The sequence below is a fragment of the Pseudarthrobacter sp. J1763 genome, assembly GCF_050490295.1.
Taxonomy (GTDB): Bacteria; Actinomycetota; Actinomycetes; order Actinomycetales; family Micrococcaceae; genus JBNPEO01.
In genome coordinates this window covers 139,416-162,898 of record NZ_JBNPEN010000003.1, presented here as the reverse complement: position 1 = coordinate 162,898, position 23,483 = coordinate 139,416, and the positions used below count along the sequence as shown (strand labels likewise).

General features: G+C 55.8%; 23 protein-coding genes. 12 read left to right on the top strand and 11 right to left on the bottom strand.

Annotated elements, in window-relative coordinates:
• Window positions 1–7: 7 nt before the first annotated feature.
• Complete coding sequence (locus ACQQCD_RS04320) at window positions 8–1,960, bottom strand: M13 family metallopeptidase (RefSeq protein WP_430267175.1); 1,953 nt, start codon at window positions 1,958–1,960, stop codon at window positions 8–10.
• Between the two features lie 267 nt (window positions 1,961–2,227).
• Here ACQQCD_RS04320 and leuA point away from each other — a divergent pair, with 267 nt between their 5' ends.
• The 4 genes from leuA (at window position 2,228) to ACQQCD_RS04300 (ending at window position 6,821) form a co-directional block, all read left to right on the top strand.
• A complete protein-coding gene (gene leuA, locus ACQQCD_RS04315; RefSeq protein WP_430267174.1) occupies window positions 2,228–3,967 on the top strand; it encodes a 2-isopropylmalate synthase in 1,740 nt (579 codons plus the stop codon).
• Window positions 3,968–4,045: 78 nt separating this feature from the next.
• Window positions 4,046–4,798, top strand: coding sequence for a DNA repair protein RecO (gene recO, locus ACQQCD_RS04310; RefSeq protein ID WP_430267173.1), 753 nt, complete (start codon window positions 4,046–4,048; stop codon window positions 4,796–4,798).
• An 11-nt stretch (window positions 4,799–4,809) separates the two neighbouring features.
• A complete protein-coding gene (locus tag ACQQCD_RS04305) occupies window positions 4,810–5,625 on the top strand; it encodes an isoprenyl transferase (protein WP_430267172.1) in 816 nt (271 codons plus the stop codon).
• Between the two features lie 128 nt (window positions 5,626–5,753).
• Window positions 5,754–6,821, top strand: coding sequence for a quinone-dependent dihydroorotate dehydrogenase (locus tag ACQQCD_RS04300; protein ID WP_430267171.1), 1,068 nt, complete (start codon window positions 5,754–5,756; stop codon window positions 6,819–6,821).
• Between the two features lie 32 nt (window positions 6,822–6,853).
• Here ACQQCD_RS04300 and ACQQCD_RS04295 read toward each other — a convergent pair whose 3' ends face one another.
• Window positions 6,854–7,456, bottom strand: a complete 603-nt coding sequence (locus ACQQCD_RS04295) for a DUF3043 domain-containing protein (protein WP_430267170.1) — start codon at window positions 7,454–7,456, stop codon at window positions 6,854–6,856.
• Window positions 7,457–7,513: 57 nt separating this feature from the next.
• On the opposite strand from ACQQCD_RS04295, the gene ACQQCD_RS04290 reads away from it, so the two are divergent.
• The 5 genes from ACQQCD_RS04290 (at window position 7,514) to ACQQCD_RS04270 (ending at window position 12,741) form a co-directional block, all read left to right on the top strand.
• A complete protein-coding gene (locus ACQQCD_RS04290) occupies window positions 7,514–8,959 on the top strand; it encodes a dipeptidase (RefSeq protein WP_430267169.1) in 1,446 nt (481 codons plus the stop codon).
• Window positions 8,960–9,157: 198 nt separating this feature from the next.
• Window positions 9,158–9,547 (top strand): HesB/IscA family protein, encoded by a 390-nt coding sequence (locus ACQQCD_RS04285; RefSeq protein ID WP_430267168.1) that lies wholly within the window; start codon window positions 9,158–9,160, stop codon window positions 9,545–9,547.
• 192 nt (window positions 9,548–9,739) lie between these two features.
• Window positions 9,740–10,612, top strand: a complete 873-nt coding sequence (gene ctaC, locus ACQQCD_RS04280) for an aa3-type cytochrome oxidase subunit II (protein WP_430267167.1) — start codon at window positions 9,740–9,742, stop codon at window positions 10,610–10,612.
• Window positions 10,613–10,621: 9 nt separating this feature from the next.
• Window positions 10,622–12,343 carry an aa3-type cytochrome oxidase subunit I gene (gene ctaD / locus ACQQCD_RS04275; RefSeq protein ID WP_430267166.1) on the top strand — a complete coding sequence of 574 codons (1,722 nt, stop codon included), beginning with the start codon at window positions 10,622–10,624 and terminating at the stop codon, window positions 12,341–12,343.
• Complete coding sequence (locus ACQQCD_RS04270; RefSeq protein WP_430267165.1) at window positions 12,340–12,741, top strand: cytochrome c oxidase subunit 4; 402 nt, start codon at window positions 12,340–12,342, stop codon at window positions 12,739–12,741. Before ctaD ends, ACQQCD_RS04270 begins: the two co-directional genes overlap by 4 nt.
• Window positions 12,742–12,858: 117 nt before the next feature.
• On the opposite strand, the gene ACQQCD_RS04265 is transcribed toward ACQQCD_RS04270, so the two are convergent.
• Window positions 12,859–13,140: an HPr family phosphocarrier protein gene (locus tag ACQQCD_RS04265; RefSeq protein ID WP_430267164.1), complete on the bottom strand. Its 282-nt coding sequence runs from the start codon at window positions 13,138–13,140 to the stop codon at window positions 12,859–12,861.
• Window positions 13,141–13,385: 245 nt separating this feature from the next.
• On the opposite strand from ACQQCD_RS04265, the gene ACQQCD_RS04260 reads away from it, so the two are divergent.
• Window positions 13,386–14,180, top strand: coding sequence for a GntR family transcriptional regulator (locus ACQQCD_RS04260; protein ID WP_430267163.1), 795 nt, complete (start codon window positions 13,386–13,388; stop codon window positions 14,178–14,180).
• A gap of 100 nt (window positions 14,181–14,280) precedes the next feature.
• Here ACQQCD_RS04260 and qcrB read toward each other — a convergent pair whose 3' ends face one another.
• The 4 genes from qcrB to ctaE form a co-directional block, all read right to left on the bottom strand.
• Window positions 14,281–15,969, bottom strand: coding sequence for a cytochrome bc1 complex cytochrome b subunit (gene qcrB, locus ACQQCD_RS04255; RefSeq protein WP_430267162.1), 1,689 nt, complete (start codon window positions 15,967–15,969; stop codon window positions 14,281–14,283).
• Window positions 15,947–17,017, bottom strand: a complete 1,071-nt coding sequence (gene qcrA, locus ACQQCD_RS04250; protein WP_430267161.1) for a cytochrome bc1 complex Rieske iron-sulfur subunit — start codon at window positions 17,015–17,017, stop codon at window positions 15,947–15,949. Before qcrA ends, qcrB begins: the two co-directional genes overlap by 23 nt.
• A 98-nt stretch (window positions 17,018–17,115) precedes the next feature.
• Window positions 17,116–17,904 carry a cytochrome bc1 complex diheme cytochrome c subunit gene (gene qcrC / locus ACQQCD_RS04245; protein ID WP_430267160.1) on the bottom strand — a complete coding sequence of 263 codons (789 nt, stop codon included), beginning with the start codon at window positions 17,902–17,904 and terminating at the stop codon, window positions 17,116–17,118.
• 80 nt (window positions 17,905–17,984) lie between these two features.
• Complete coding sequence (gene ctaE / locus ACQQCD_RS04240) at window positions 17,985–18,623, bottom strand: aa3-type cytochrome oxidase subunit III (RefSeq protein ID WP_430267159.1); 639 nt, start codon at window positions 18,621–18,623, stop codon at window positions 17,985–17,987.
• A 148-nt stretch (window positions 18,624–18,771) separates the two neighbouring features.
• Between ctaE and trpD the strand changes: the two genes are divergently transcribed.
• Window positions 18,772–19,830, top strand: a complete 1,059-nt coding sequence (gene trpD, locus ACQQCD_RS04235) for an anthranilate phosphoribosyltransferase (RefSeq protein ID WP_430267158.1) — start codon at window positions 18,772–18,774, stop codon at window positions 19,828–19,830.
• A 24-nt stretch (window positions 19,831–19,854) separates the two neighbouring features.
• Here trpD and ACQQCD_RS04230 read toward each other — a convergent pair whose 3' ends face one another.
• The 3 genes from ACQQCD_RS04230 to ACQQCD_RS04220 form a co-directional block, all read right to left on the bottom strand.
• Window positions 19,855–20,136 carry an Lrp/AsnC family transcriptional regulator gene (locus ACQQCD_RS04230; RefSeq protein WP_430267157.1) on the bottom strand — a complete coding sequence of 94 codons (282 nt, stop codon included), beginning with the start codon at window positions 20,134–20,136 and terminating at the stop codon, window positions 19,855–19,857.
• 66 nt (window positions 20,137–20,202) lie between these two features.
• A complete protein-coding gene (locus ACQQCD_RS04225; RefSeq protein WP_430267156.1) occupies window positions 20,203–20,595 on the bottom strand; it encodes a DUF3054 domain-containing protein in 393 nt (130 codons plus the stop codon).
• A gap of 89 nt (window positions 20,596–20,684) precedes the next feature.
• A complete protein-coding gene (locus ACQQCD_RS04220) occupies window positions 20,685–21,755 on the bottom strand; it encodes an alkene reductase (protein WP_430267155.1) in 1,071 nt (356 codons plus the stop codon).
• Window positions 21,756–21,872: 117 nt separating this feature from the next.
• On the opposite strand from ACQQCD_RS04220, the gene ACQQCD_RS04215 reads away from it, so the two are divergent.
• Window positions 21,873–22,544: a DNA alkylation repair protein gene (locus tag ACQQCD_RS04215; RefSeq protein WP_430267154.1), complete on the top strand. Its 672-nt coding sequence runs from the start codon at window positions 21,873–21,875 to the stop codon at window positions 22,542–22,544.
• Between the two features lie 558 nt (window positions 22,545–23,102).
• Here ACQQCD_RS04215 and ACQQCD_RS04210 read toward each other — a convergent pair.
• On the bottom strand, window positions 23,103–23,267 hold the full coding sequence (locus ACQQCD_RS04210; protein ID WP_430267153.1) for a hypothetical protein: 165 nt from the start codon (window positions 23,265–23,267) through the stop codon (window positions 23,103–23,105).
• Window positions 23,268–23,483: the final 216 nt, after the last annotated feature.

Sequence of the window (23,483 nt, the reverse complement as noted above, 5' to 3'; positions counted from 1 at the left end):
AGCACCCTTACCAGATGCTCACCCGGTCCTCGGGTGCGAGCCACATACCGTCTTCGGGGCTAACTTCGAAGGCGTTGTGGAACGCGTCGAGGTTCTTGACGATCGCATTCGTTCGGAATTCATTCGGGGAGTGCGGGTCGGTGGCCAGTCGGCGGATCGCTTCTTCTTTACGCATCACTTGGCGCCAACCGGTGGCCCATGAGAAGAACAAACGTTGAGCACCGCTGAGACCGTCTATAACCGGTGACTGCTTGCCCTTGAGAGAGATCTCATAGGCTTTAAAGGCGATCGTCAGCCCACCGAGGTCACCGATATTTTCGCCCAGCGTCAGGCGACCGTTGACGTTGTTGCCAGGCGCCGCCGTCGGACTTAAAACATCAAACTGAGCCACCAACGCTGATGTGCGCTCCTCAAAGGCAGCGCGATCCTCAGCAGTCCACCAATCACGAAGTGCGCCTCTGCCGTCATATTTGGAACCTTGATCGTCAAAGCCGTGGCCGATTTCGTGGCCGATCACTGCCCCGATGCCACCGTAGTTCGCAGCGTCTTCTGCATCGGCAGTGAAAAAGGGCGGCTGCAATATGGCGGCGGGGAAAACTATCTCGTTCATCACCGGGTGGTAGTAAGCATTGACGGTTTGAGGCGTCATTAACCACTTTTCACGGTCTACAGGCTGGCCAACTTCGGCCAAGTGTCGGTCAATGTCCGCGGCATTAGCGCGCTCCACATTCCCCAAAAGGTCATTCGGGTCAATACTGACCGGAGCGTAGTCGATCCACTTGCTGGGATAACCGATCTTTGGCCGGAAAGCATCGAGTTTTTCCAGGGCACGTTTTTTTGTCTCCGCGCCCATCCACTCCAAGGTGCTGATGCTTTGCCGGTAAGCCTCAATGAGTGAGGCAACTAGCTCTTCCATTTTGTCCTTGTGACTGGCCGGGAAATGGCGTTGAACATAAATTTGCCCCACAGCTTCACCCAGGGCGTCTTCGACCACGGCTACTGCGCGTTTCCAGCGCTCTTTGTTCTCCGGGGTCCCGCTCAAAACGGTGCCGTAGAACGCAAAGTTTGCATCAACAAATTCTGCACTGAGGTAGGGAGCCGCAGCATTGATAATCCGCAGCGCCAACCATTCACGCCAGGCTTGGATGCCTTCACTGTGCAGCAGCTCGCGGGCGCCGGTGAAGAAGTCCGGAGTGCTGACAACAAGTTCCTCCCGGACGCTGGCATCTATTCCAGCAGCGTCAAACCACAATTCGATCTCGGGGAGCAGATCCATGGTTTCTTGACGAGACTTCAGGTTGTACGTTTTGTCAGGATCCCGGAGCGTGACCTTGTCCCAATGGTGACCGGCGAGCTTTGTCTCAAGCGCGAGTACACGGGCAGAGGCGGCTTCGGGATGGGAGATGTTCGCGAGGGAAAATACGGTGGTCAAGTACTTTGCGTAGTCCTGACGAATCGACGCGAATTTCTCTTCCCGGTAATACGACTCGTCCGGTAGGCCCAGGCCCGACTGGCCGATGTAGAGCAAAACCCGCTCAGGGTCACCGGCGTCGGGGGAGGGGTAGACGTAGAAAAACCCGCCCACATTGGACCGGAACAGTTCGCCGCTGAGGGCGACGATTTCCTCAACACTCTGGGCACTCATGGCGCGTTCAAGTCGTGTGGCAATAGGTGTAACGCCTAAAGCATTCACTGCAGCTACATCCATAAAGCTGTTGTAGAGATCGCCGATCTTCTGTTCAATCTCGCTTGCTTTCCCGGCTTTTTTGGCAGCGTCCAGGATGATTTCCTGCACCGCTAGTTCCGATGCATCCCGAAGTTCGGTAAATGTTGCCTGCAATGAACGGTCATCAGGAATTACGGTGGAGTCCAGCCAAGCTCCGTTGACGTGAACAAAGAGGTCATCCTGAGGACGGACTGAGGCTTTGACGTTGGACAGGTTAATTCCCGAGTTTGGCATGGGCGCTCCTTCAACTGAGCAAACGGGTCATTGTGACCCCGGCTACGGCCATATGTGGGCCGCAGAGTCTGAATGCTGGACGATTAGTGACGTGTGGCACCTTCATCTTACGCATCGTGTTAGGGTGAATTTGTGCGTGCAGAACTGCTTCTTCTTAGCTGCCGCGGCGAGGCCAAAGACGCGATCTAGCGCAAGGCCCCCCTCGCTGCGGAGTTTGTGTTGCCCGGCCTCCGGTACAGAATGTTTTTAGAGAAAAGGCCCAGAACAATGCGTAACGCACAGAAGTCTTCCGGAATGCCCATCCACCGGTACTTGCCGTTCCAAGAGCTCATCAACGTAGAGCTGCCTGACCGCACTTGGCCGGACAAGGTCATCACCAAAGCCCCTCGCTGGTGTGCAGTGGATCTGCGTGACGGAAACCAAGCGTTGATTGACCCGATGAGCCCTGCCCGCAAGATGAAGATGTTCCACTTGCTGGTACAGATGGGTTTCAAGGAAATTGAAGTGGGATTCCCCTCGGCTTCTCAAACTGACTTTGATTTTGTTCGTCAGTTGATTGAGGGCAACCACATTCCCGAGGATGTCACCATTCAGGTCCTGACCCAGGCCCGCGAACACTTGATTGAACGTACTTACGAATCCCTGGTTGGCGCCAAGCAGGCAATTGTCCACTTGTACAACTCCACTTCAACGTTGCAGCGCCGTGTGGTGTTCAACCAAGACCAAGACGGCATCTTGGACATTGCACTCCAGGGCGCCAGATTGTGCAAGAAATACGAGGAAACCCTCGAGGACACTCACATTACGTACGAGTACTCGCCGGAGTCCTTCACAGGCACCGAGCTTGAGTACGCCTTGCGGGTCTGCAATGCAGTGGCGGATGTTTTTGAGGCTTCTGCTGACAAACAGGTCATCATCAACTTGCCCGCCACTGTTGAAATGGCAACCCCCAATGTCTATGCCGATTCCATTGAATGGATGAGCCGTAGGCTGCACCCGCGGGACGGAATTATCTTGTCCTTGCACCCGCACAATGACCGTGGCACCGGCGTGGCAGCAGCTGAGTTGGGTTACTTGGCCGGAGCGGACCGTATTGAAGGTTGCTTGTTCGGCAATGGTGAGCGCACGGGCAACGTTGACCTGGTGACTCTGGGCCTGAACATGTTTGTACAGGGTGTTGACCCGATGATTGATTTCTCCAACATCGACGAAGTACGCCGCACGGTTGAATACTGCAACCAATTGCCCGTTCCGGAGCGTTCACCGTATGGTGGCGACTTGGTGTTCACGGCTTTCTCCGGCTCGCACCAGGACGCCATCAAGAAGGGCCTTGAAGCTCTTGAACGTGACGCCAAGGCAGCTGGCAAGTCAGTTGAAGACTTCACATGGCAGGTTCCCTATTTGCCGATTGACCCCAAGGACTTGGGCCGCAGCTACGAGGCAGTTATTCGGGTTAACTCTCAGTCGGGCAAGGGGGGCGTAGCGTACTTGCTCAAAAACGAGCACAGCTTGGACTTGCCGCGTCGTGCGCAGATTGAATTCTCCGGGGTGATCCAGCGTCAAACGGATAGCGTTGGTGGCGAGGTTAGTGGCGAGCAGTTGTGGCAGATTTTCCATGACGAATACTTGCCCAGTGAAGAGAGCGATTCTCAGTGGGGCCGTTACTCGATCATCTCGGCCAACACTGAATCTGATGAGTCGGGCAAGATCACCCTCGAAGCCAACATGCGCATCGATGGCACGCCGCAGCGTCGCACTGGTACAGGCAACGGTCCTATTGCAGCGTTCTTAAACATTCTTGAACAAGACGGCGTGGATGTGCGCGTCCTGGACTACACCGAGCACGCGCTGTCTGAAGGCGGCAATGCTCGAGCAGCAGCCTACGTTGAGTGCGCTGTGGGGGAGCGAGTCTTGTGGGGTGTGGGAATTGACTCCAACACCAGCATGTCCTCGCTCAAGGCAGTAATTTCCGCCGTCAACCGCGCAGTGCGAGCCAGTTCAATCTAGGGCTCCCAGCATGTAAATGCCCCGTACAGGCTCCGCGCCGGTACGGGGCATTTACATCTGATGGTGGGACAATTAGTCGTGGCCGAATCCTCCTTTGCAGCACGAAGTTACCGTGACGACGCGGTAGTTTTGCGCACCCACAAGTTGGGCGAAGCGGACCGAATCATTACTTTGCTCACCAAACATCACGGCCAGGTTCGTGCCGTGGCCAAAGGCGTCCGGAGGACTTCGAGTAAGTTTGGCGCCCGCTTGGAACCATTTATGGTGGCAGATCTTCAACTAATTTCTGGGCGCTCTTTGGACATCGTGACGCAGGCGATCGCGCGCGGGTCCTACGGCAGTGCTATTGCCTCGGATTATTCTCGTTACACCGTGGCCGCAGCCATGACTGAGACAGCAGAGAAACTTACGGATGTGGATTCCGAATCCGGTACGGCCCAGTACAACCTCTTGGTTGGCGCGTTGGCCGCGCTGAGCCGCGGTGCTCACGCTCCTGAGCTGATCTTGGACTCCTACCTTTTACGGGCTCTTGCCACGGGTGGTTGGGCGCCGAGCTTTACTGACTGTGCACGGTGTTCAGCTCCTGGGCCGCACTCTGCATTTGCTGCGGCTTTGGGCGGTATGGTGTGTCATGATTGTCGGCCGCCAGGTTCTCCTGCACCGGCTCCGGAGACCGTCACCCTGCTCGCTTCTTTACTTGCTGGTGAATGGTCGACGGCGGACGCCTCACCCCTGCAGATTCGGTGCGAAGCCTCCGGGCTGGTGGCGGCGTATCTACAATGGCATCTCGAGCGGACGCTCAAATCGCTTCGACACGTTGAACGACTCTAAGGACAAGAACTGTGCCCAAGGACTCTAGCCACACCCGCGCGCGTACTCCCACCACACCGGTGGTGCGCCCCTACGCGCATCCAGAGGGTGCGATTCCGCCAGCGATTCCAAGCGAACTGATTCCCCAGCACGTGGCTATTGTGATGGACGGCAATGGTCGCTGGGCCAACCAGCGTGGTTTGCCGCGCATTGAAGGGCACAAGGCCGGAGAACCTGCACTGTTGGACGTGATGGCTGGCGCGATTGAGCTGGGCGTCAAATACATCACTGTCTACGCTTTTTCCACGGAGAACTGGCGCCGGAGCCCGGAGGAAGTTCGGTTCCTCATGGGTTTTAACAAGGACGTGCTACGTCGTCAGCGAGAGCAGCTGGACGACTGGGGTGTGCGGGTCCGCTGGGCTGGGCGTAGGCCGCGTTTGTGGGGTTCGGTTATCAAAGAGCTTGAAGCCGCAGAGGAGTACACGCGAGGAAATAGCACGTGCACGCTGACCATGTGTGTTAACTACGGCGGCCGGGCTGAACTCACGGATGCTATGAACGCAATTGCTCATGAAGTGGCTGCAGGCCGGCTCAAAGCAGGTGCCATAACTGAGAAGACTATCCAGCGTTTTATGGACGAACCTGATCTCCCCGATGTTGATTTGTTTTTGCGAAGCTCTGGTGAGCAACGGTTGTCCAACTTTATGTTGTGGCAGTCCGCCTATGCGGAGTTCGTATTTATGGATACCTTGTGGCCGGACGTGGACCGCCGGACTTTGTATGAAGCTGTTGAAATCTATGCCAAACGTGATCGCCGGTATGGCGGAGCAGTCGATGCAGCGAAGTAAACGCCGCTAAGAGTTCGCGGCTAAGCAGAGGCAGAGAAAAGCAAAAGCAGCGTGCTCTGAGGCACGGAACCAACCACCTGAGGCCGCAACAGTTTGGTAGCCGGGCTCAGAACAGGAAAACTAGAGACATGCGCGTATACCCAACTTTCTTCCGGCTGGCTTTTTCATGGATGGACGCCGAAAAGGCTCACCGGATTGGGTTTCAGGGAGTCCGGTGGTCCACCAGCCTTGGTGCCGGTTCTTTGCTACGCCGTCTCAACGGCCCCAAAGAATCCCTAAAAACCACGGCGATGGGCATTGAATTTCCTTCTCCCTTTGGTTTGGCGGCCGGCTTCGACAAAGAAGGCCTAGGGATTGAGGCGCTGGCCAATCTGGGCTTCGGGCATATAGAGGTTGGCACAATCACAGGTGCGGCCCAGCCAGGAAACGAGAAACCGCGGCTATTCCGGCTGATTGAGGACCGCGCCGTCATCAACCGGATGGGTTTTAACAATGATGGTGCCCGTGCTGTAGCGCCGCGGCTCAAATCAGCCCGGGCTGCTTTGCAACGTAGATTCGGTGCAAGCCGGCCAATCATTGGGGTTAACATCGGTAAAACCAAAGTGGTTGAGCTGGAAGATGCTGTTACTGACTACCTGATCAGTGCCCGTGAATTAGCTCCCGCTGCTGACTACCTCGTGGTGAACGTTAGTTCCCCTAATACGCCGGGACTCCGTTTGCTCCAAGATGTTCAGACTTTGCGGCCTCTCCTGAGCGCTGTTGCTAAAGAAGCAGATGAGAGCGCGGGCCGGCACGTGCCGCTACTCGTCAAGATCGCCCCCGATCTAAGTGACGAAGATATAGACGACGTAGCACAGCTTGCACTGGAACTGGGGCTCGATGGCATCATTGCCACCAACACCACCATTGCTCGTTCGGGGCTGAAAAGCACGGATGAAAAGGTTCAGTCGTGTGGGGCTGGGGGACTCTCAGGTGCGCCGCTGAAGGAGCGTTCCCTGGAAGTGCTCAAGCGTTTGCGTTCCACGGTGGGATCAGAGCTCACGCTGATCTCTGTAGGCGGGGTAGAAACCGCGGCGGACGTGCGCGAACGTTTGGACGCTGGCGCCACCTTGGTGCAGGGTTACACGGCGTTTTTGTATGAAGGTCCGTTCTGGGCCGGGGCCATTAACAAAGAACTGGCCCGCACCGCACGTTAGTGCAGTACGAGCCAGTCGCCAGATTGCGGTCGCTAGACCTTGGGGTGCTCGCCGCGAGCAACCTGAGGTTTAGGCATACGTAGCTTGCGGAACTGGAGGGCGCGCATAGATCCGTACCAAACGGTGCCACGCTCCACCTCGCCAAATTTGGTAGTCAACGCCTTTTTCAGACGACGTGACAAGAAAAAGGTGTCAATAAAAACGGCCAAGAACATCAACCAGAAGACGGCCAGCACCACAAACTGAGCATTACTTGTCTGCGGAACTACCAACGATGCCAGCACAAAAACGAGTGCGCCGAACATCAAGAACTCGCCAAGGCTGAAGCGGGAGTCCACAAAGTCGCGAGCAAAGCGCTTCTGTGGGCCTTTGTCGCGGACTGGCAAGAAGCGTTCGTCGCCGGTGTCTAAGGCGTTGCGCACCTTCATTCGCTGCTCCATTGCTGCGGTACGCTCAGCAGCCTTGGAGGCCTTCCGGTCGGTAGGGACCAAGGGGCGCTTGCGCGCTGCTACCTGCTGCTTACGCTTAGGCGTCGGTGCGCCTTTGCCCTGAACTTCCGGCGTCGCCGAGGAGGAGGCTGAAAGGTTGTCTACTACGTCCTGCGCAGATGGCGCTTCATTTTTTCGTCCAAACACCCCATAAGACTACCTTGGAAGGCCTTGTTCCCAAGACCGAACGGTAGGCTGTGGGTCATGACTTTATCCAGTGACTCCCGCCCCTCAGCTGCTGCCGGAACACCCACCGGGCCAGCAACTGCAGTGCCCGTAGATGCACTTCGAGCTGCAGTTGAAAACAATTTTGATTCCACCCTCAATACGCTCTGCAGCCTCGTGGCGATCCCAGGTATTGCGTGGTCTAGTTTTGATGCCAGCCAACTGGATCGCAGCGCCGATGCTGTTGCCAAGTTGGCTACTGCAGCCGGGTTCCCAGAGGTTCGGATCTTGCGTTGTAACAAAGAGGACGGAACGCCCGGTGGCCCCGCTGTCGTCGCACGCCGCCCGGCCGCCGCCGGCAAGCCGACAATCCTTCTCTACGCACACCACGACGTCCAGCCCCCCGGCGACTCGGCGCTTTGGGAAACTCAGCCGTTTGTAGCCCAAGAACGCGATGGCCGCTTATACGGCCGCGGGGCGGCCGATGACAAGGCAGGCGTGATGGCCCACCTTGGTGCTTTTGCCGCAGCGAAGGAAGTGCTTGGCGAAGATTTTGGCTTGGGCGTGACGCTGTTTATTGAAGGCGAGGAAGAAGCAGGTTCACCAACGTTCCGCACGTTCTTGGAAACCTATCAAGAAGAATTACGTGCAGATGTGATTGTGGTTGCGGATTCAAGCAACTGGCAGGTGGGCATACCGGCTTTGACTACCAGTTTGCGCGGGCTGGTGGACGGCACCTTTGAAGTGCGGGTTCTCGAGCATGCTGTTCACTCCGGAATGTTCGGTGGTCCCGTATTGGACGCGCCGACGCTTTTAGCCCGGCTTATCGCCACACTTCACGACGACGAAGGATCAGTCGCGATCGAAGGCCTCGTTTTCCGGGACGAAGCTGATGTTGATCTGACAGAGGAAGAATTCCGTCGCGACGCTTCGGTTCTTGACGGTGTACAGCTTGCAGGCACCGGGTCAATCTCCTCGCGAATGTGGACCAAGCCTGCACTATCCATCATTGGTATCGATGCCCCGGCTGTGAATGTTGCATCCAATACACTGATTCCTTCTGCGCGCGCGAAGTTCAGTATGCGTCTGGCACCCGGGCAGGACCCGCAGGCAGCCATGGACGCACTCGAGAAACACTTGACTGCGCATGCTCCCTTTGGGGCACAAGTGACCTTCACCCCTGGCGAAATGGGGACGGCTTTTCAAACCGACACCAAGTCCAAGGCGGCGTCATTATCCCTGTGGGCTTTGGGGGAGGCGTGGGGCGTTCCGGCCGTAGAGACCGGCATTGGTGGCTCCATTCCCTTTATTGCGGACTTGAAGGAACTGTACCCGGACGTGCAGATCCTCGTGACCGGTGTGGAAGATCCCGACTCTCGCGCTCACAGCGCCAACGAGTCCCTCCACATTGGAGACTTCAAAAACACTGTGGTAGCTGAGGCGCTCTTGTTGGCTGGACTGAATACGGAAACACAGCGAGACTAGCCACAGGAACAGACTCTCCTGACCAGCGTCATGAGAACTTGGTGGGGCGCGGGAACAATTTCCGTGCCCCATCGGTTGAGTAAGTAGTTACGGTACGCAAGCTACGAGCCGTAGCATGGATGTAGCCGAAAAAACTTTTTCAAGGCAACCCGGTGAAATTCACCGGGACCGCCAGAACGTCGTAAGAGGGTATGAGCCATGAGCACCACCACCAGTGAAACTGCCAACCTTGAGTCCACCACTGACAATGACGGCTTGGGCACACATAACGTCCAGCTTTCTGATGTTGCTGCTGGCAAAGTTCGTAGCCTCTTGGAACAAGAGGGCCGTACTGACTTGCGTCTGCGCGTAGCCGTTCAGCCCGGCGGATGCTCAGGACTGATCTACCAGCTGTACTTCGATGAGCGAATTTTGGATGGAGACGCTGTTCGCGACTTCGATGGTGTTGAAGTTGTTGTAGACAAAATGTCCGTGCCGTATTTGTCCGGCGCGTCAATTGACTTCGAAGACACAATTTCAAAGCAGGGTTTCACCATTGACAACCCGAATGCAGGCGGCTCCTGCGCTTGTGGAGATTCCTTCCACTAGTCTCAAAAGCCTCAAATTTCAAAGCAAAATACCGTGTGCGTCGAAGCTTCCTAAGAAGCTTCGACGCACACGGCTGTTATGTGGGCGAAAAACTCTTGATAGCGGTAAGCTCTACACCGAGTAGTAAAACTTAGTAAGCAACGGTGGCACGTCGTGCTGCTGGCGCGAAGTTATGAAGAGGAAGGGCCGTCCGTGAGTTCGCAGAACCAAACCGGCAGCCGACGCAACAAGATCGTAGGGATCTCGGGTCTGGCGGTAGCCGGCGCGTTGGTTTTGACCGGGTGTTCATCAGAGGCTGAGAAAGGCTGGCTCCCTTCTGATAGGGATACCACCAATCACACTGGCTCCATTATTGACCTCTGGGTTAACTCCTGGATTGCGGCTATTGCCGTTGGTGCCGTGACGTGGGGCCTCATCATTTGGTGCATCATTGCCTACCGTCGCCGCAAGGGAACCGTTGGTTTCCCCAAGCAGGTCAGTTACAACCTGCCGCTTGAAATTTTTTACTTAACCATCCCGCTCTTTATGGTTTTGGTTCTCTTCTACTTCACGGATCAGGATCAGCAAGCCATTGATGACCGTTCCAAGCCAGCCGACGTCGTTGTTGACGTTCGAGGTAAGCAGTGGGCCTGGGACTTCAACTACACCAAGGGCAATGTGATCACTGAGGACCTGCATGAAGCAGGTGTTCAGGCGCACTTGACCGGCGACAAGATTGACAAAGAAGAATTGCCAACCTTGTACCTCCCGGTTAACAAGACGGTTGAGCTTCAGCTGAACTCCCGTGATGTTATCCACTCTTTCTGGGTTCCTGCTTTCTTGCAGAAGCGAGACATGATTCCAGGCAAGACCAACTACATCAACTTCACGCCCACCAAAGAAGGCACCTACGACGGTAAGTGTGCTGAACTTTGCGGCGAGTACCACTCTGAGATGCTGTTCCGCGTGAAGGTGGTCTCCGATTCCGAGTTCCAGGCACACATGGACCAGCTCCGTGCTGACGGCAACACCGGACTCTTGGGCTCGAAGTACGACCGCAACCCGAATCTGAACGAGAAGAAGTAAGGGACGCTCGTGGCAACCTATACCCAATCCGCCGGAGTGCTAGACGCTCCGGTTGTGCCCAAGTCCAAGGGACGCATCGTCGTCAACTGGATCACGTCTACGGACCACAAGACGATCGGTTACATGTACCTGATCTCCTCGTTCGTATTCTTCTGCTTCGGTGGCGTTATGGCGCTACTGATTCGTGCTGAGCTTTTTGAACCCGGTATGCAGATCCTGCAGACCAAAGAGCAGTACAACCAGCTGTTCACGATGCACGGCACCGTGATGCTTTTGATGTTTGCAACCCCGCTGTTCGCAGGTTTTGCAAACGTGATGATGCCACTGCAAATTGGTGCTCCCGACGTTGCCTTCCCGCGATTGAACGCATTGGCTTTCTGGTTCTTCCTCTTTGGTTCCACCATTGCCGTCTCCGGCTTCATCACCCCTCAAGGTGCTGCCTCGTTCGGTTGGTTCGCATATGCGCCGCTGTCTAACACCACCTTTAGCCCAGGCATTGGTGGGGACCTTTGGGTCTTCGGTTTGGCTCTGTCCGGTTTTGGAACCATCCTCGGTGCAGTTAACTTCATCACCACCATCATCTGCATGCGTGCTCCGGGCATGACCATGTGGCGTATGCCGATCTTCACCTGGAACACACTAGTTACTGCCATTTTGGTTCTCATGGCTTTCCCGCCGTTGGCAGCGGCTCTGTTCGCTTTGGGTGCAGACCGACGCTTTGGTGCTCACATCTTTGATCCTGAGAATGGCGGTGCCGTTCTATGGCAGCACCTCTTCTGGTTCTTTGGTCACCCTGAGGTTTACATCATTGCGCTTCCGTTCTTCGGTATCGTTTCGGAGATCTTCCCGGTCTTCAGCCGCAAGCCGATCTTCGGTTACAAGGGCTTGGTCTACGCAACCATTTCTATTGCTGCGCTCTCCGTAACTGTGTGGGCTCACCACATGTACGTGACCGGTTCTGTGATGTTGCCGTTCTTCTCCTTTATGACCATGTTGATTGCAGTACCTACTGGTGTGAAGTTCTTCAACTGGATTGGAACGCTCTGGGGCGGCTCGATCACTTTTGAGACCCCGATGCTCTGGAGCCTCGGCTTTATGATCACCTTCCTCTTTGGTGGTCTGACCGGAATCATTTTGGCTTCACCGCCCTTGGACTTCCACGTGTCTGATACTTACTTTGTGGTTGCTCACTTCCATTACGTTGTTTTCGGTACCGTGGTCTTCGCGATGTTCGCAGGCTTCTACTTCTGGTGGCCAAAGTGGACTGGCAAGATGCTCAACGAACGTTTGGGTAAGATCCACTTCTGGATGCTGTTCCTGGGCTTCCACGGCACCTTCCTCATCCAGCACTGGCTTGGAGTGATGGGTATGCCGCGTCGTTACGCTGACTACTTAGTTGAAGACAACTTCACATGGATGAACCAGTTCTCCACCATCTCTTCCTTCGTGTTGGGTGCCTCGATGATCCCGTTCTTCTGGAACGTATACATCACCTGGCGCAGTGACCAGAAGATTGAGGTAGATGACCCTTGGGGCTTCGGTGCATCTCTTGAGTGGGCAACGTCTTGCCCGCCGCCACGTCACAACTTCACCTCCTTGCCCCGCATTCGTTCAGAGCGTCCGGCATTGGACCTGCACCACCCGGAGCTCTCTCAGAACCACACAGTTCAGCAGCCTGGCGTTGCAGCAGCCGTTCTGGGTAATGCCGATCAGAAGGACAACGCAAAGTGAAAATCGAATCTAGGCTCTTCGGACTAGGTGTCCTCTTCTTCGTCCCCGTGGCCATCATTTACGGTTTCTTGAGCAACTGGTCTGAATGGGTGGGTATCCTGGGAATCCTTCTCGTCGGAGGACTCGCCGGCATGATTGGAACTTACTTGGGTTTCACCGGTCGCCGTGTGGGTGCCCGTCCGGAAGACCGTGACGACGCAGAAATTCACGAAGGCGCTGGCGAGCAAGGGCACTTCAGCCCTTGGAGCTGGTGGCCGTTGGTGCTCGGATTGGCTTGTGCAGGAGGTTTCCTGGGCTTGGCAGTTGGTTTTTGGGTGACCTTCATTGCAGGCGGTCTGGCAATCGTTGGACTCGTTGGTTGGGTCTTTGAATACAGCCGAGGGGACCACGCACACTAAGCGCCTTTAGCCCCATAAGACAAATGACGACGGCGGTTTCCACCATTGGTGGGAACCGCCGTCGTCATTTGTTGTTCAAGTGCCGATCCAGTGACGCATGGCAATTACAGTGGCTAGTTATTGCTCCGGGCGTTCCAGTACTTCTGCGAGGCCTTCTAGTAGTTCTACGCCCGCTTCAGCTGAGAGCGCGCCACTGTCCTCGAGACGTAATTCCACCTCACAATTGTGAGGAAAGTCTTCAGTCATAACCTCCAAGAGCGAACGGGCGTCCACCGGTGGACGCCCTGCCTTAGAAATGGTTACAGCTTGGCCAGTCTCACTGACTGCACGGACAAATAACGCAGCTGGGCGGGCATGAAGTCCCACCTGAGCCGCAACGCGTGCCTTTACTGAGGGCAACTTCACTCCTAGAACGTGCGGCGCTACGGCCGCGAAAATGTCTTCCTAGCTAGGTTACCGAAGCGTGGCGGATAAGTGTTACTGCAGTGGCCAGCGGGTGGACGTAAGGTGTGCTCCGGTTCCAATATGCCCATGATGTGCAGTCGACTATCCGTAACGGGTTGAATTTCGCGGTCGGGCAGTGGACTAGACCAGGCTGCTTTCGTTCTAAACTGAAGCCATGAGCCACACGCAGGGGAGTAGCCGTGTTTACTGATCCCCGCCGCATCCACGGAGAAATCGAGCGAAATTCTGGCACAGCTCTCCACCTGCAGCTGCGTCAGCTTCTGCGTAACTATGCTCTCAACGAGTGTTCACCAGGTGCCGGGCTCCCCTCAGAACGCGACCTCTGCCAACGATTTGGCCTTGCTCGGATGACGGTACGCCAGTCCATCGACGCATTGGTTGCTGAAGGAGTAGTGGAGCGCGTTGTAGGCTTGGGGACGTTTGTGACCCGCCCCAAACTCGATCTACAAGTAAAACTGACTTCCTACAGCGAAGAAATGCAACGCCGCGGAATGGTCCCTGCCGCTCGCGTTTTGAGTTTCGAACAGATAGCGGCGAGTGTACTCCTAGCCCGGGAACTTGAAGTAGATGAGGGCACGCCCGTGGTCAGGTTTCGTCGTCTTCTTCTCGCTGACGGGGAGCCGATGAGCGTGGACGAGAACTTTATCCCCGCACACCGTGTGCCAGGCATTCTGGATGAGAAACCGCCAAACTCTCTCTACAACGTACTCAATGAAAGATATGGGCTGGTGATGGAGTGGGGAGAGGACATGATCGAGGCTACTGCGGCCTCAGCGTCGATTTCGCACTTGCTCAAGGTAGACATAGGGGCGCCGCTACTAAAAATCCAACGACATGCCTTTGTATCAAAAACGATGGTCGACTACTCGGTCTCTTATTACAGGGCTGACCGCTACAAGCTCTGGGTGCCGCTCCAACGGCCTGGCGTTCGTTCGAGCCGACCGTATTCGGCTACCGGTTCGACGCGGTTCTAGAAGACATTCTGGGGATAGCTATTGGAACCCGAGGCAAACAAAAGGGAGGGTGTCCCGGTTGCGAACCAGGACACCCTCCCTTTTGTGAACTCTTGCTGAACTAGTGGCTCAGACTCTTAGCGTCTGTGCCAGCTTCAACTGCATCGTGACCATGGCCGTGTGATGCCTCGAGTTCTGCCGGTGTAGCCGGCGCTACACGGTCCTCGAAGAACCACTTGGACAGAGCCGCACGACGACGCTCCTTGCGGTCAACAACACCGTTTTCATTGGGCTGAGCAGGAAGCGGCTTGGGGGACTCAAAGCCCACCAGCTTGTACCGCTTGTAGTCATCCAACGGTGCATGAACCTCAATGAACTCACCGTGAGGCAAGCGCACAATGCGGCCAGTCTCGCGTCCGTGCAGAGCAATCTCGCGGTCCTTACGCTGAAGGGCCAAGGCAACACGCTTTGTCACGATGAATCCAAGAATCGGGCCAATGAAGAACAGGGCGCGGAGCCAGTACGTAACATCATTGAGCGAAACGTGGAAGTGAGTTGCAATCAAGTCAGAGCTAGCTGCGGCCCAGAGGACGCAGTAGAACACAAAGCCTGCAACACCAATCGCGGTACGGGTGGGTGCATTACGAGGACGGTCCAGAACGTGGTGTTCACGGTTGTCCTTGGTGACCCAACGTTCGATCCACGGATAGGTGAACAGAGCGGTGAATACCAATCCAGCTGGCACTAGCGCCGGCAGAAGAACATTCAAAGTCAGCACGTGGCCAAAGATGATGAACTCAAGGTGCTGGCGGAAGCCTCCGACATTTCCAATAACACCAGGCATCAGACGCAAGGCGCCATCAACCCATCCGATGTACCAGTCAGGCTGAGTACCGGCGGAAACGGGGGAGGGGTCGTACGGACCATAGTTCCAAATTGGGTTGATGGTAAACATAGCTGCCATCAAAGCGATGACGCCGAAGACGATGAAGAAGAATCCACCAGCCTTGGCTGCGTAAACCGGACCCAATGGGTAACCAACAACGTTTCCGTCATTGCGTCCCGGGCCGGGGTACTGCGTGTGCTTGTGAACCACAACCATAAAGAGGTGGACAACGATCATCAGCAAGATCATGGCCGGAACCAAGAGAATGTGAAGAACATAGAGACGACCGATGATCGCGGTGCCTGGGAACTCGCCGCCGAATAGGAAGAACGAGATGTAGGTACCGATGACCGGGATCGACTTGATAACACCGTCAATGATTCGCAGACCGTTACCAGAGAGCAGATCGTCGGGGAGTGAGTAACCGGTGAAGCCCGCAGCCAAAGACAGGATCAACAGAACGCCACCAACAACCCAGTTGAGTTCACGCGGCTTGCGGAACGCACCCGTAAAGAACACGCGCAGCATGTGAACAGCAACTGAGGCAGAGAACAAAAGTGCTGCCCAGTGGTGTACCTGGCGCATAAACAGACCACCGCGAACATCAAAGGAGATGTTCAAGGAGGAGTTGTATGCCACAGACATCTCCACGTTGTAGAGCGGAGTGTAGCTGCCCTGGTAGTGGGTTTCCGCCATGGAAGGGTCAAAGAAGAACGTCAAGAACGTGCCCGAGAGCAACAAAATGACGAAGGAGTACAGCGCCACTTCACCGAACATAAAGGACCAGTGGTCTGGGAAGACCTTGCGACCGAATTCTCGAAGAATTCCGGACCCACCCACACGCTCATCAACAAAGTTGGTGAACTTGCCAGCCTTGGTGGTTGGGGTGAACGTAGAGCTTTCAGCTGTTGTTGTTGCGCTCATGCTCGTCACGCTCCCAGTAACTCGGTCCTACAGGTTCATGGAAATCGCTCGTGGCAACGAGGTAACCCTCGGCATCAACAGCGATCGGCAACTGGGGCAACGGGCGGCTAGCCGGTCCGAAGATCACAGCGCACTCGTTGGTGAGATCAAATGTGGATTGGTGACAGGGGCACAGCAGGTGGTGCGTCTGCTGTTCGTACAAAGCCACGGGGCAACCAACGTGGGTGCAAATCTTAGAGTAGGCAACAATGCCGTTGTAACCCCAGTCTTCACGGCCCGGTGACGGGTGCAAGGAAGCAGGATCCAAACGCATCAACAGAACAACTGCCTTTGCCTTTGCATTGAGCTTGCCCTCGTGGAGTTCGTTGAGACCTTCAGGAATAACGTGGAATGCAGAACCCATGGTGACATCAGAAGCCTTGATGGGGGTGCCATCAGGATCGCGGGTCAAACGCTTGAGCTTGCCGTTCTCCGGTGCCCACATGGTGTGAGCCAACTTGTCATCCGGGCGCGGTCCCAGATCCCCGAACACTGCCAATGCAGGCAACGGCGCCAAAGCCACAGCCCCTAACAGGGTGTTACGGATCAGCGGACGGCGCTTGATGCCGGTTTCTTCTACGATCTCATCAACAATACGAACTGCTGCTTGGCGGTCCTCTTCACTGCGAATCTCGTGGCGAAGTTCAGCAACTTCGTGATCCGGCATAAGGGCCTTGGCCCAGTGAACAATTCCAGTACCAATACCCAGCATGGCGAATGCCGTACCCAGACCCAACAACAGGTTCTGAGTCCGAATGGTGGCGATGCTGGTGTCTTGGCCCAAATCGATAGCGAAGTAAGCGCCCAAGAAGAGCAGGGTGCCTACGACGGAAATCAAAAAGAGGATTGCCACCTGCTTCTCTGCCCGCTTGGCTGCTTTGGGGTTCGTATCTGCTAGGCGCAAACGGTGCGGGGGAATTCCAGGATCCTGGAACTTCTCTGCATCATCTTGACCAGCCGTAGCTACGGTGCCCGAAGGTTCCGGACTGCCGTCACTATGGTTGCCCATAATTCCCCTCATCCTTCTCTCAAATCGGCGGGTGCCGAGTTAGTTTTCAATATCAAACCGCTTTGGGTACAAGCGGAAAATCTGTGTTCGCGATACATCTAGGACGTGCGAGACGTCAGCCAGATGGTGAACGCAATAACTACGCCCAGACCAGCGACCCAAACAAACAAGCCCTCGGATACCGGGCCCAAGGCGCCGAGGTCGTTTCCACCAGGGGAGCCGTTAGCTTCGATCTGCTTCAGGAAGGTGATGATGTCGCGTTTGCCTTCAGGGGAGATGTTTGCGTCGCTGAATACGGGCATGTTCTGTGGGCCGGTGGCCATTGCTTCGTAAATGTGCTGACCAGAAACACCGGCAAGAGACGGAGCGAACTTACCTCGAGTCAGAGCACCACCGGCAGCGGCAGCGTTGTGGCACATGGCGCAGTTCACGCGGAACAACTCTCCACCCTTGGCAGCATCGCCCTTTTCGTCGAGCGCCGAAGCATCGGGGACGGAGGGGCCGGGGGCCAACGAAGCAACGTAAGCGGCGAGCTGCTTGGTCTGCTCGTCATTGAACTGGCGCGGCTTCTTCTGTGCCTGCGGGCCATTCAACTGCATGGGCATACGGCCGGTACCAACCTGGAAGTCGACAGCAGCAGCGCCAACACCGACCAATGATGGTCCGTCTTTGGTTCCGCTAGCACCCATGCCGTGACACGTCGCACAGTTTGCGGCGAAGATTTTTTGACCCTCTTCGGTGTCCGCAGCGCTGTAGCTCTGAGTTTCAGCCTTGGCTTGGTTGACAGTGGTTGCGGCCGCATAAAGCCCACCAGTAATCAGCAGACCCATAAGCAGCAGTGCCATTGCTGCCAGTGGATGACGTCGCTTTTGCGAAAGTGCCTTCACTTGGTGGTTCCTTTATTCGATCCTGCGCCGGTTGGTGAAACCGGTGTGAAAATTGAGTGGGCGTACATAAAACTGTGCTTCTACTTCAAAACGTAGATGACCAAGAACAGGCCGATCCACACAACGTCTACGAAGTGCCAGTAGTACGAGACAACGATTGCCGAGGTTGCTTCGAAGTGACCGAACTTCTTGGCCGCAAATGCGCGTCCGATGATGAACAAGAAGGCCACTAGACCGCCGATCACGTGCAAACCGTGGAAGCCGGTGGTCATGTAGAAAGCAGAGCCATAGGCGTTGGCCGACAGAGTAATGTGCTCAGAGACGAGCATTGCGTACTCAGTGGTCTGGCCTGCAACGAAGAAGGCCCCCATGATGAAGGTGAGTACGAACCACTCGGTCATGCCCCAGCGCGCAAACTGCAGAGGGCCACCGGTGCGGCGGGGTTGAAGTCGCTCAGCGGCGAAAACGCCCATCTGGCAAGTGAAGGAACTGGCTACCAGGACGATCGTGTTAACCAAAGCGAACGGGAAGTTCAACTTCAAGGTTTCTTCCGCCCAAAGTTCACCGGAAGTAGAACGGAGTGTGAAGTACATAGCAAAGAGTCCTGCGAAGAACATCAATTCACTAGACAGCCACACAACGGTTCCTACGGAAACCATGTTGGGTCGGTTCAGCGTCGGGTGCGCCGGGGTACTGGGGGCATGGGTCGCGGATGTCACATAGACATTATGTCTATAAAAGTCGCCTGTGCCCAATGCAAAGACGCGTTTCTGCCGACTTTTTCTACAAAGTCGCGAAATTGCGCGGAAAAGTTTCTTCTGCTCAACACATTGGGCAGATCAACCTGTGCCTCGATAGCATCTATGTGTGACCAACGAAGCAGAAGTACAGCAAGTTCCCTCCAGCTGGCCTACGGTGATTTCCGCCCTCATTGAGTCGAAGGACTTGCCGGTGAGCGCCGCCCAGTGGGCCATGGAAGAAATCATGACCGGCGCGGCGTCGCCAGCACAGATTTCTGCGTTCTTGGTTGGTCTTCGAGCCAAGGGTGAGACAGTTGATGAGCTGACGGGTATGGTCAACGCCATGTTGGCGCAAGCGAACGCCATCACCATCCCAGGGGAGACCTTGGACATTGTTGGTACTGGCGGTGACGGCCTTGAAACGGTTAACATCTCCACCATGTCTTCCTTAGTCGCCGTAGGTGCTGGCGCAAAAGTGGTCAAACACGGAAATCGTGGGGCTTCCACCAAGTCCGGTTCGGCCGACGTTATAGAGGCACTCGGTGTCCGCCTGGATCAGCCCATCGCGAAGGTGGTGGAAGTGTTTAACGCCACGGGTATCACCTTCTGTTTCGCGCAGGTTTTCCACCCGTCGATGCGATTCGCCGCGGTTCCTCGGCGGGAGATCGGCGTCCCAACTGCTTTCAACGTCTTAGGTCCCTTGGCGAACCCTGCCGGCGTTGCAGCACAAGCGTTGGGCGTGGCCAACGAATCCATGGCTCCCAAGATGGCTGGTGTATTGGCTCAGCGGGGGATTAGGGCATTGGTTATTCGCGGCGGCGACGGGCGGGATAAATTCACCACCTCGACCACATCCCAAGTGTGGGAAGTACGCAACGGCCACGTGACTTCAACGGTCATCGATCCCCGCGATTTGGGGATCGAACTTGCCAGCGTGGATGCGCTGCGGGGCTCAGACGCTGAATCGAATGCGGCCATAGTACGCCGGACACTGGCGGGGGAGTCTGGCCCGGTGCGTGACGCCGTCGTCCTCAATACCGCTGCAGGTTTGGTCGCTGCAGATCCGGACCACAACGGCCCGTTGTTGGACAGACTCGCGGCGGGGATGGTTCGCGCCGTCGAATCAATCGACTCAGGCGCTGCAGAAAATGTGCTGCAGAACTGGATAGCGGCAAGTGCCGACTAACGGTTAAGGGCAAAGCGGCGAAGACTAGCCGTCTAGACCCAGTGAAAACGCCGCTTCAAGATCGTGTTTGGAATACGAGCGGAAAGAGATGTGGGTGGTGGTGTGAACCACTGCCGGGACCTTAGAAAGACGGTCGGCAATGACGTCAGCAAGGTCCTCGTGGCGCTTAACCCGCGCAACCGCAATTAAATCCCACTCGCCAGTGACTGAGTAGACCTCACTGATGCCTTCGAGGGCGGCGATTTCTTCAGCCGCCTCAGGGATATGGGCTGCTTCAGTCTTGATCAAAACAAATGCGGTGATCACGGTTACCTCTCGGGAAAATCGATTGCAGTGCTTGTGCAGAAAGCTTAGTCCACTAGTTCTGACTAGTCAGCGATTCGAACGCCCGCGTAGTCGCAGAATTAGTAACGCGATGGCCCGGTGTCCCAAGAGGAATACTGCCAATGAGACGAGCGCGACGATGATGAACGCCACAGCTGTACCGGCTCCGGTAAGGACGCGCAAGACCATACCCACAGCGACTGTGATCACCACGAGAAATACGCCATTGCTCCAGATTCGCAATGGCTTCTTCCAGATGCCGAGCACTACCCAAGCTAGAACGGCACCAAGGAGAAATGGCCATGCGGTGGCAACAATGCCAAAAAAAGTTTCGGAGTGCTCATGGGCGCTGCGGCCCAAGGCTGCGAACAACAGAATGAGCACTGCATCAGCGATTCCAGCGTAAATTGCATGGGTCTTGTTGGAAGAATAAGAAGTCACCCAAACAGCGTAGCCATGTTTCGGAGGCCAAAAGACCTGACCGCCAAAACATGGCTACGGAGTGCCTGGAGAACTAACTAGCTTGAGGTTTAGCCTTGGTAGAAGGGGTAATCCGTGTAGCCCTTAGCGCCGGGTGTGTAGAAAGTACTGAAGTCCGGTTCGTTGAGCGGAAGGTTTTCCTGCCAACGACGAGGCAAATCCGGATTGGCAATCGCCGGACGGCCAACAACCACTGCATCGGCGAGACCGGTCGAAACGATTTCCCGGGCCTCTTCTGCGGTGGTGATGGTAGAAAAACCGCTATTGACCAAGAATGGACCGCCGAAGTTGGAGCGCAGCTCTTGGACAAGTTCAGCAGCTGGCTCAGCATGGAGGACGCTCAAGTAAGCCAACCCCAGGGGTGCGATTTCATTGACCAGGTGCAGGTACGTGGCGCGCAAATCTTCTAGGTCAGCTTCGACGGCGCCCTGAATGTTGTGGGCGGGGGAGATGCGGATGCCCACTTTCTCAGCGCCAACGGCTGCAACCACTGCTTTGGTCAGTTCGATGACGAAGCGGGCGCGGTTTTCCGGGGATCCACCGTAAATGTCATCGCGGTGGTTGGAAGACGGTGCTAAAAATTCGTGTAGGAGGTAACCGTTGGCGGAGTGCATCTCCACGCCGTCGAATCCTGCATTGATGGCGGCCTTTGAGGCCGTCACAAAGTCATTGATGACTTGAGAGATTCCCTCTTGAGTGAGGGCGACAGGGACCGTGTATGGCTGCTTTCCTTTGTAAGTGCGCGTCTCACCCTGAACAGCAATGGCACTGGGTGCAACGACGTCGAGGCCGCCATTGGTGTCAGGGTGAGTGACACGGCCAGCATGCATAACTTGAGCCACAATCTTGCCGCCTTCGGCGTGGACTGCCTCGGTGACGCGGGCCCAACCCGCGAGCTGCTCGTCAGTCACCAAACCGGGCTGTCCAACAAAGCCGCGGCCTGCTTGGCTGGGGTACGTGCCTTCAGTGACAATAAGACCAATCGAAGCACGCTGTTTGTAGTGTTCCACCAGCAAGTCGTTCGGAACTCCGTCAACGTCGGTGCGGGAGCGAGTTAGCGGAGCCATAACAACTCTGTTGGAGAGACTAATCTCACCTAAGGTAAGGGGAGTAAACAGCATGAAGTACCTTCCGTAATAATTCTTTTCACTTATGCAACTAAACCCGCGCGGTTGGTATTCCGGATGTGGTTCTGCTCACTCGGATATCTTGGAGTGCAGGCCTAGAAGGGAACTCTGATGACTGAAGCTCTACTAGAGGACGTTCAAGCGCAACTTGACGTTCTGCAGAATCCGAAGGTTCGTGAAGCCAATTTGCGCCGCGGTGATGATCACGGAGTAAATCTCACGGCGTTGCGGACCCTTGCCAAGAAGTTCAAAGGGCAGCCAGGGCTGGTTACTGAATTGTGGGGGACCGGGGACGTGGCTTCGCGGCTGCTCGCAATTCTTATGGCTAAACCAAAGGACTTTTCGGCTCAGCAGTTGGACTCAATGCTGCGCGAAGCTGCCGCGCCTAAGGTGCACGACTGGCTGGTGAACTACATCGTTAAAAAGAGTCCCCACGTGGAGGACCTTCGGCTGCGCTGGCGCGGGGATCATGATCCCGTAGTGGAAAGTGCGGGCTGGGCACTGACTAGCGAACGGGTGGTCAAATCATCGGAGGGTCTGGATTTGCCCGGACTGTTGGATGAGATTGAAGCTCGGATGGGTGCTGCTCCGGAGCGTTTGCAGTGGGCGATGAATCACACCTTGGCGCAGATTGGTATTGAGCACACCGCGTTGCGTGAGCGGGCCCTAACAATTGGCGAGAGACTTGGCGTTTTGCGAGATTATCCGACGCCCCCCAATTGCACTTCGCCCTTTGCGCCTTTGTGGATCAACGAGATGGTGAGGCGAAAAGAAGGCCAATGAAATGAACGCCGCGGGCAAGCTTATGCTGAGCGCGTGATTTTCCGCCACCACCACAGCCGCATGGAATGTCAGCGGCACCGTCACAACGCGTAATGGCGCCGATTACACCGGGTAACTACAGCAGACAGGTGACACGATGGCATTGGCTAAACGAATGGCAGGCTAGTTCTCCGGACTGACAAACAACTCGCAGGTGGAGTTGTAGTAGGCGGTTGTTGTTCGGCGGTGTTCTAGACCGATGCGTGTGCAGACACGCGGGGGACAAGCCCAATGTACTTTTGCACGTCCCACCTGCGAGTTGGGTGTCAGCTGATGGATGCTGCGATCGAGTTCTCTCAGACGATTACGGCCGCCAGGATTGTTTTGTCGCCGTCTGAGCAAGCGCGCTCGTTCTGCGGACGTCTTGGATCTAATGCCGCTGACGAGCTCTTGGTCAAACGTGTTTTGACCTTCCACAAGAGCACTTCTTCCGATGCACGCTGCCACGCCAAATCACCAGTTCCTATCAATGCCGACGCCTCAGAGCGGAGGTACCCGTGGCCTGGTGAAGGCCAGCCGTCAAGATGCGGGCTGGTCGTGATCGGCCCTGCGATCACTCCGGGAGTCAGCTGCTGCCGCCTTACGTGCCGCAATAATGCCGTCCCTAGTTGCCGCTCGGATGACGCCATACAGGATGTAGAAAAAGATGGCTGCAAAAATCACGGATAAAACTACGTCATTCATTTTTCCCCCAAAGAGTTTCCTCTGCATGTGATCAACGTCAGCGTAGCTGATGGCGTGAACATCGACGGGCGATCGCGAGCGGGAGGTCTACGCCGAAACTGCCCGAAAGCAAGTGTTGAAATCAAGTGAGGGAGTCCCAACTTGACCTTACTTTACATAATGTAGATTATCGGCGTTAGTGTGAGGTGTGCAGGAGGGGTGACATCGACTGGACAT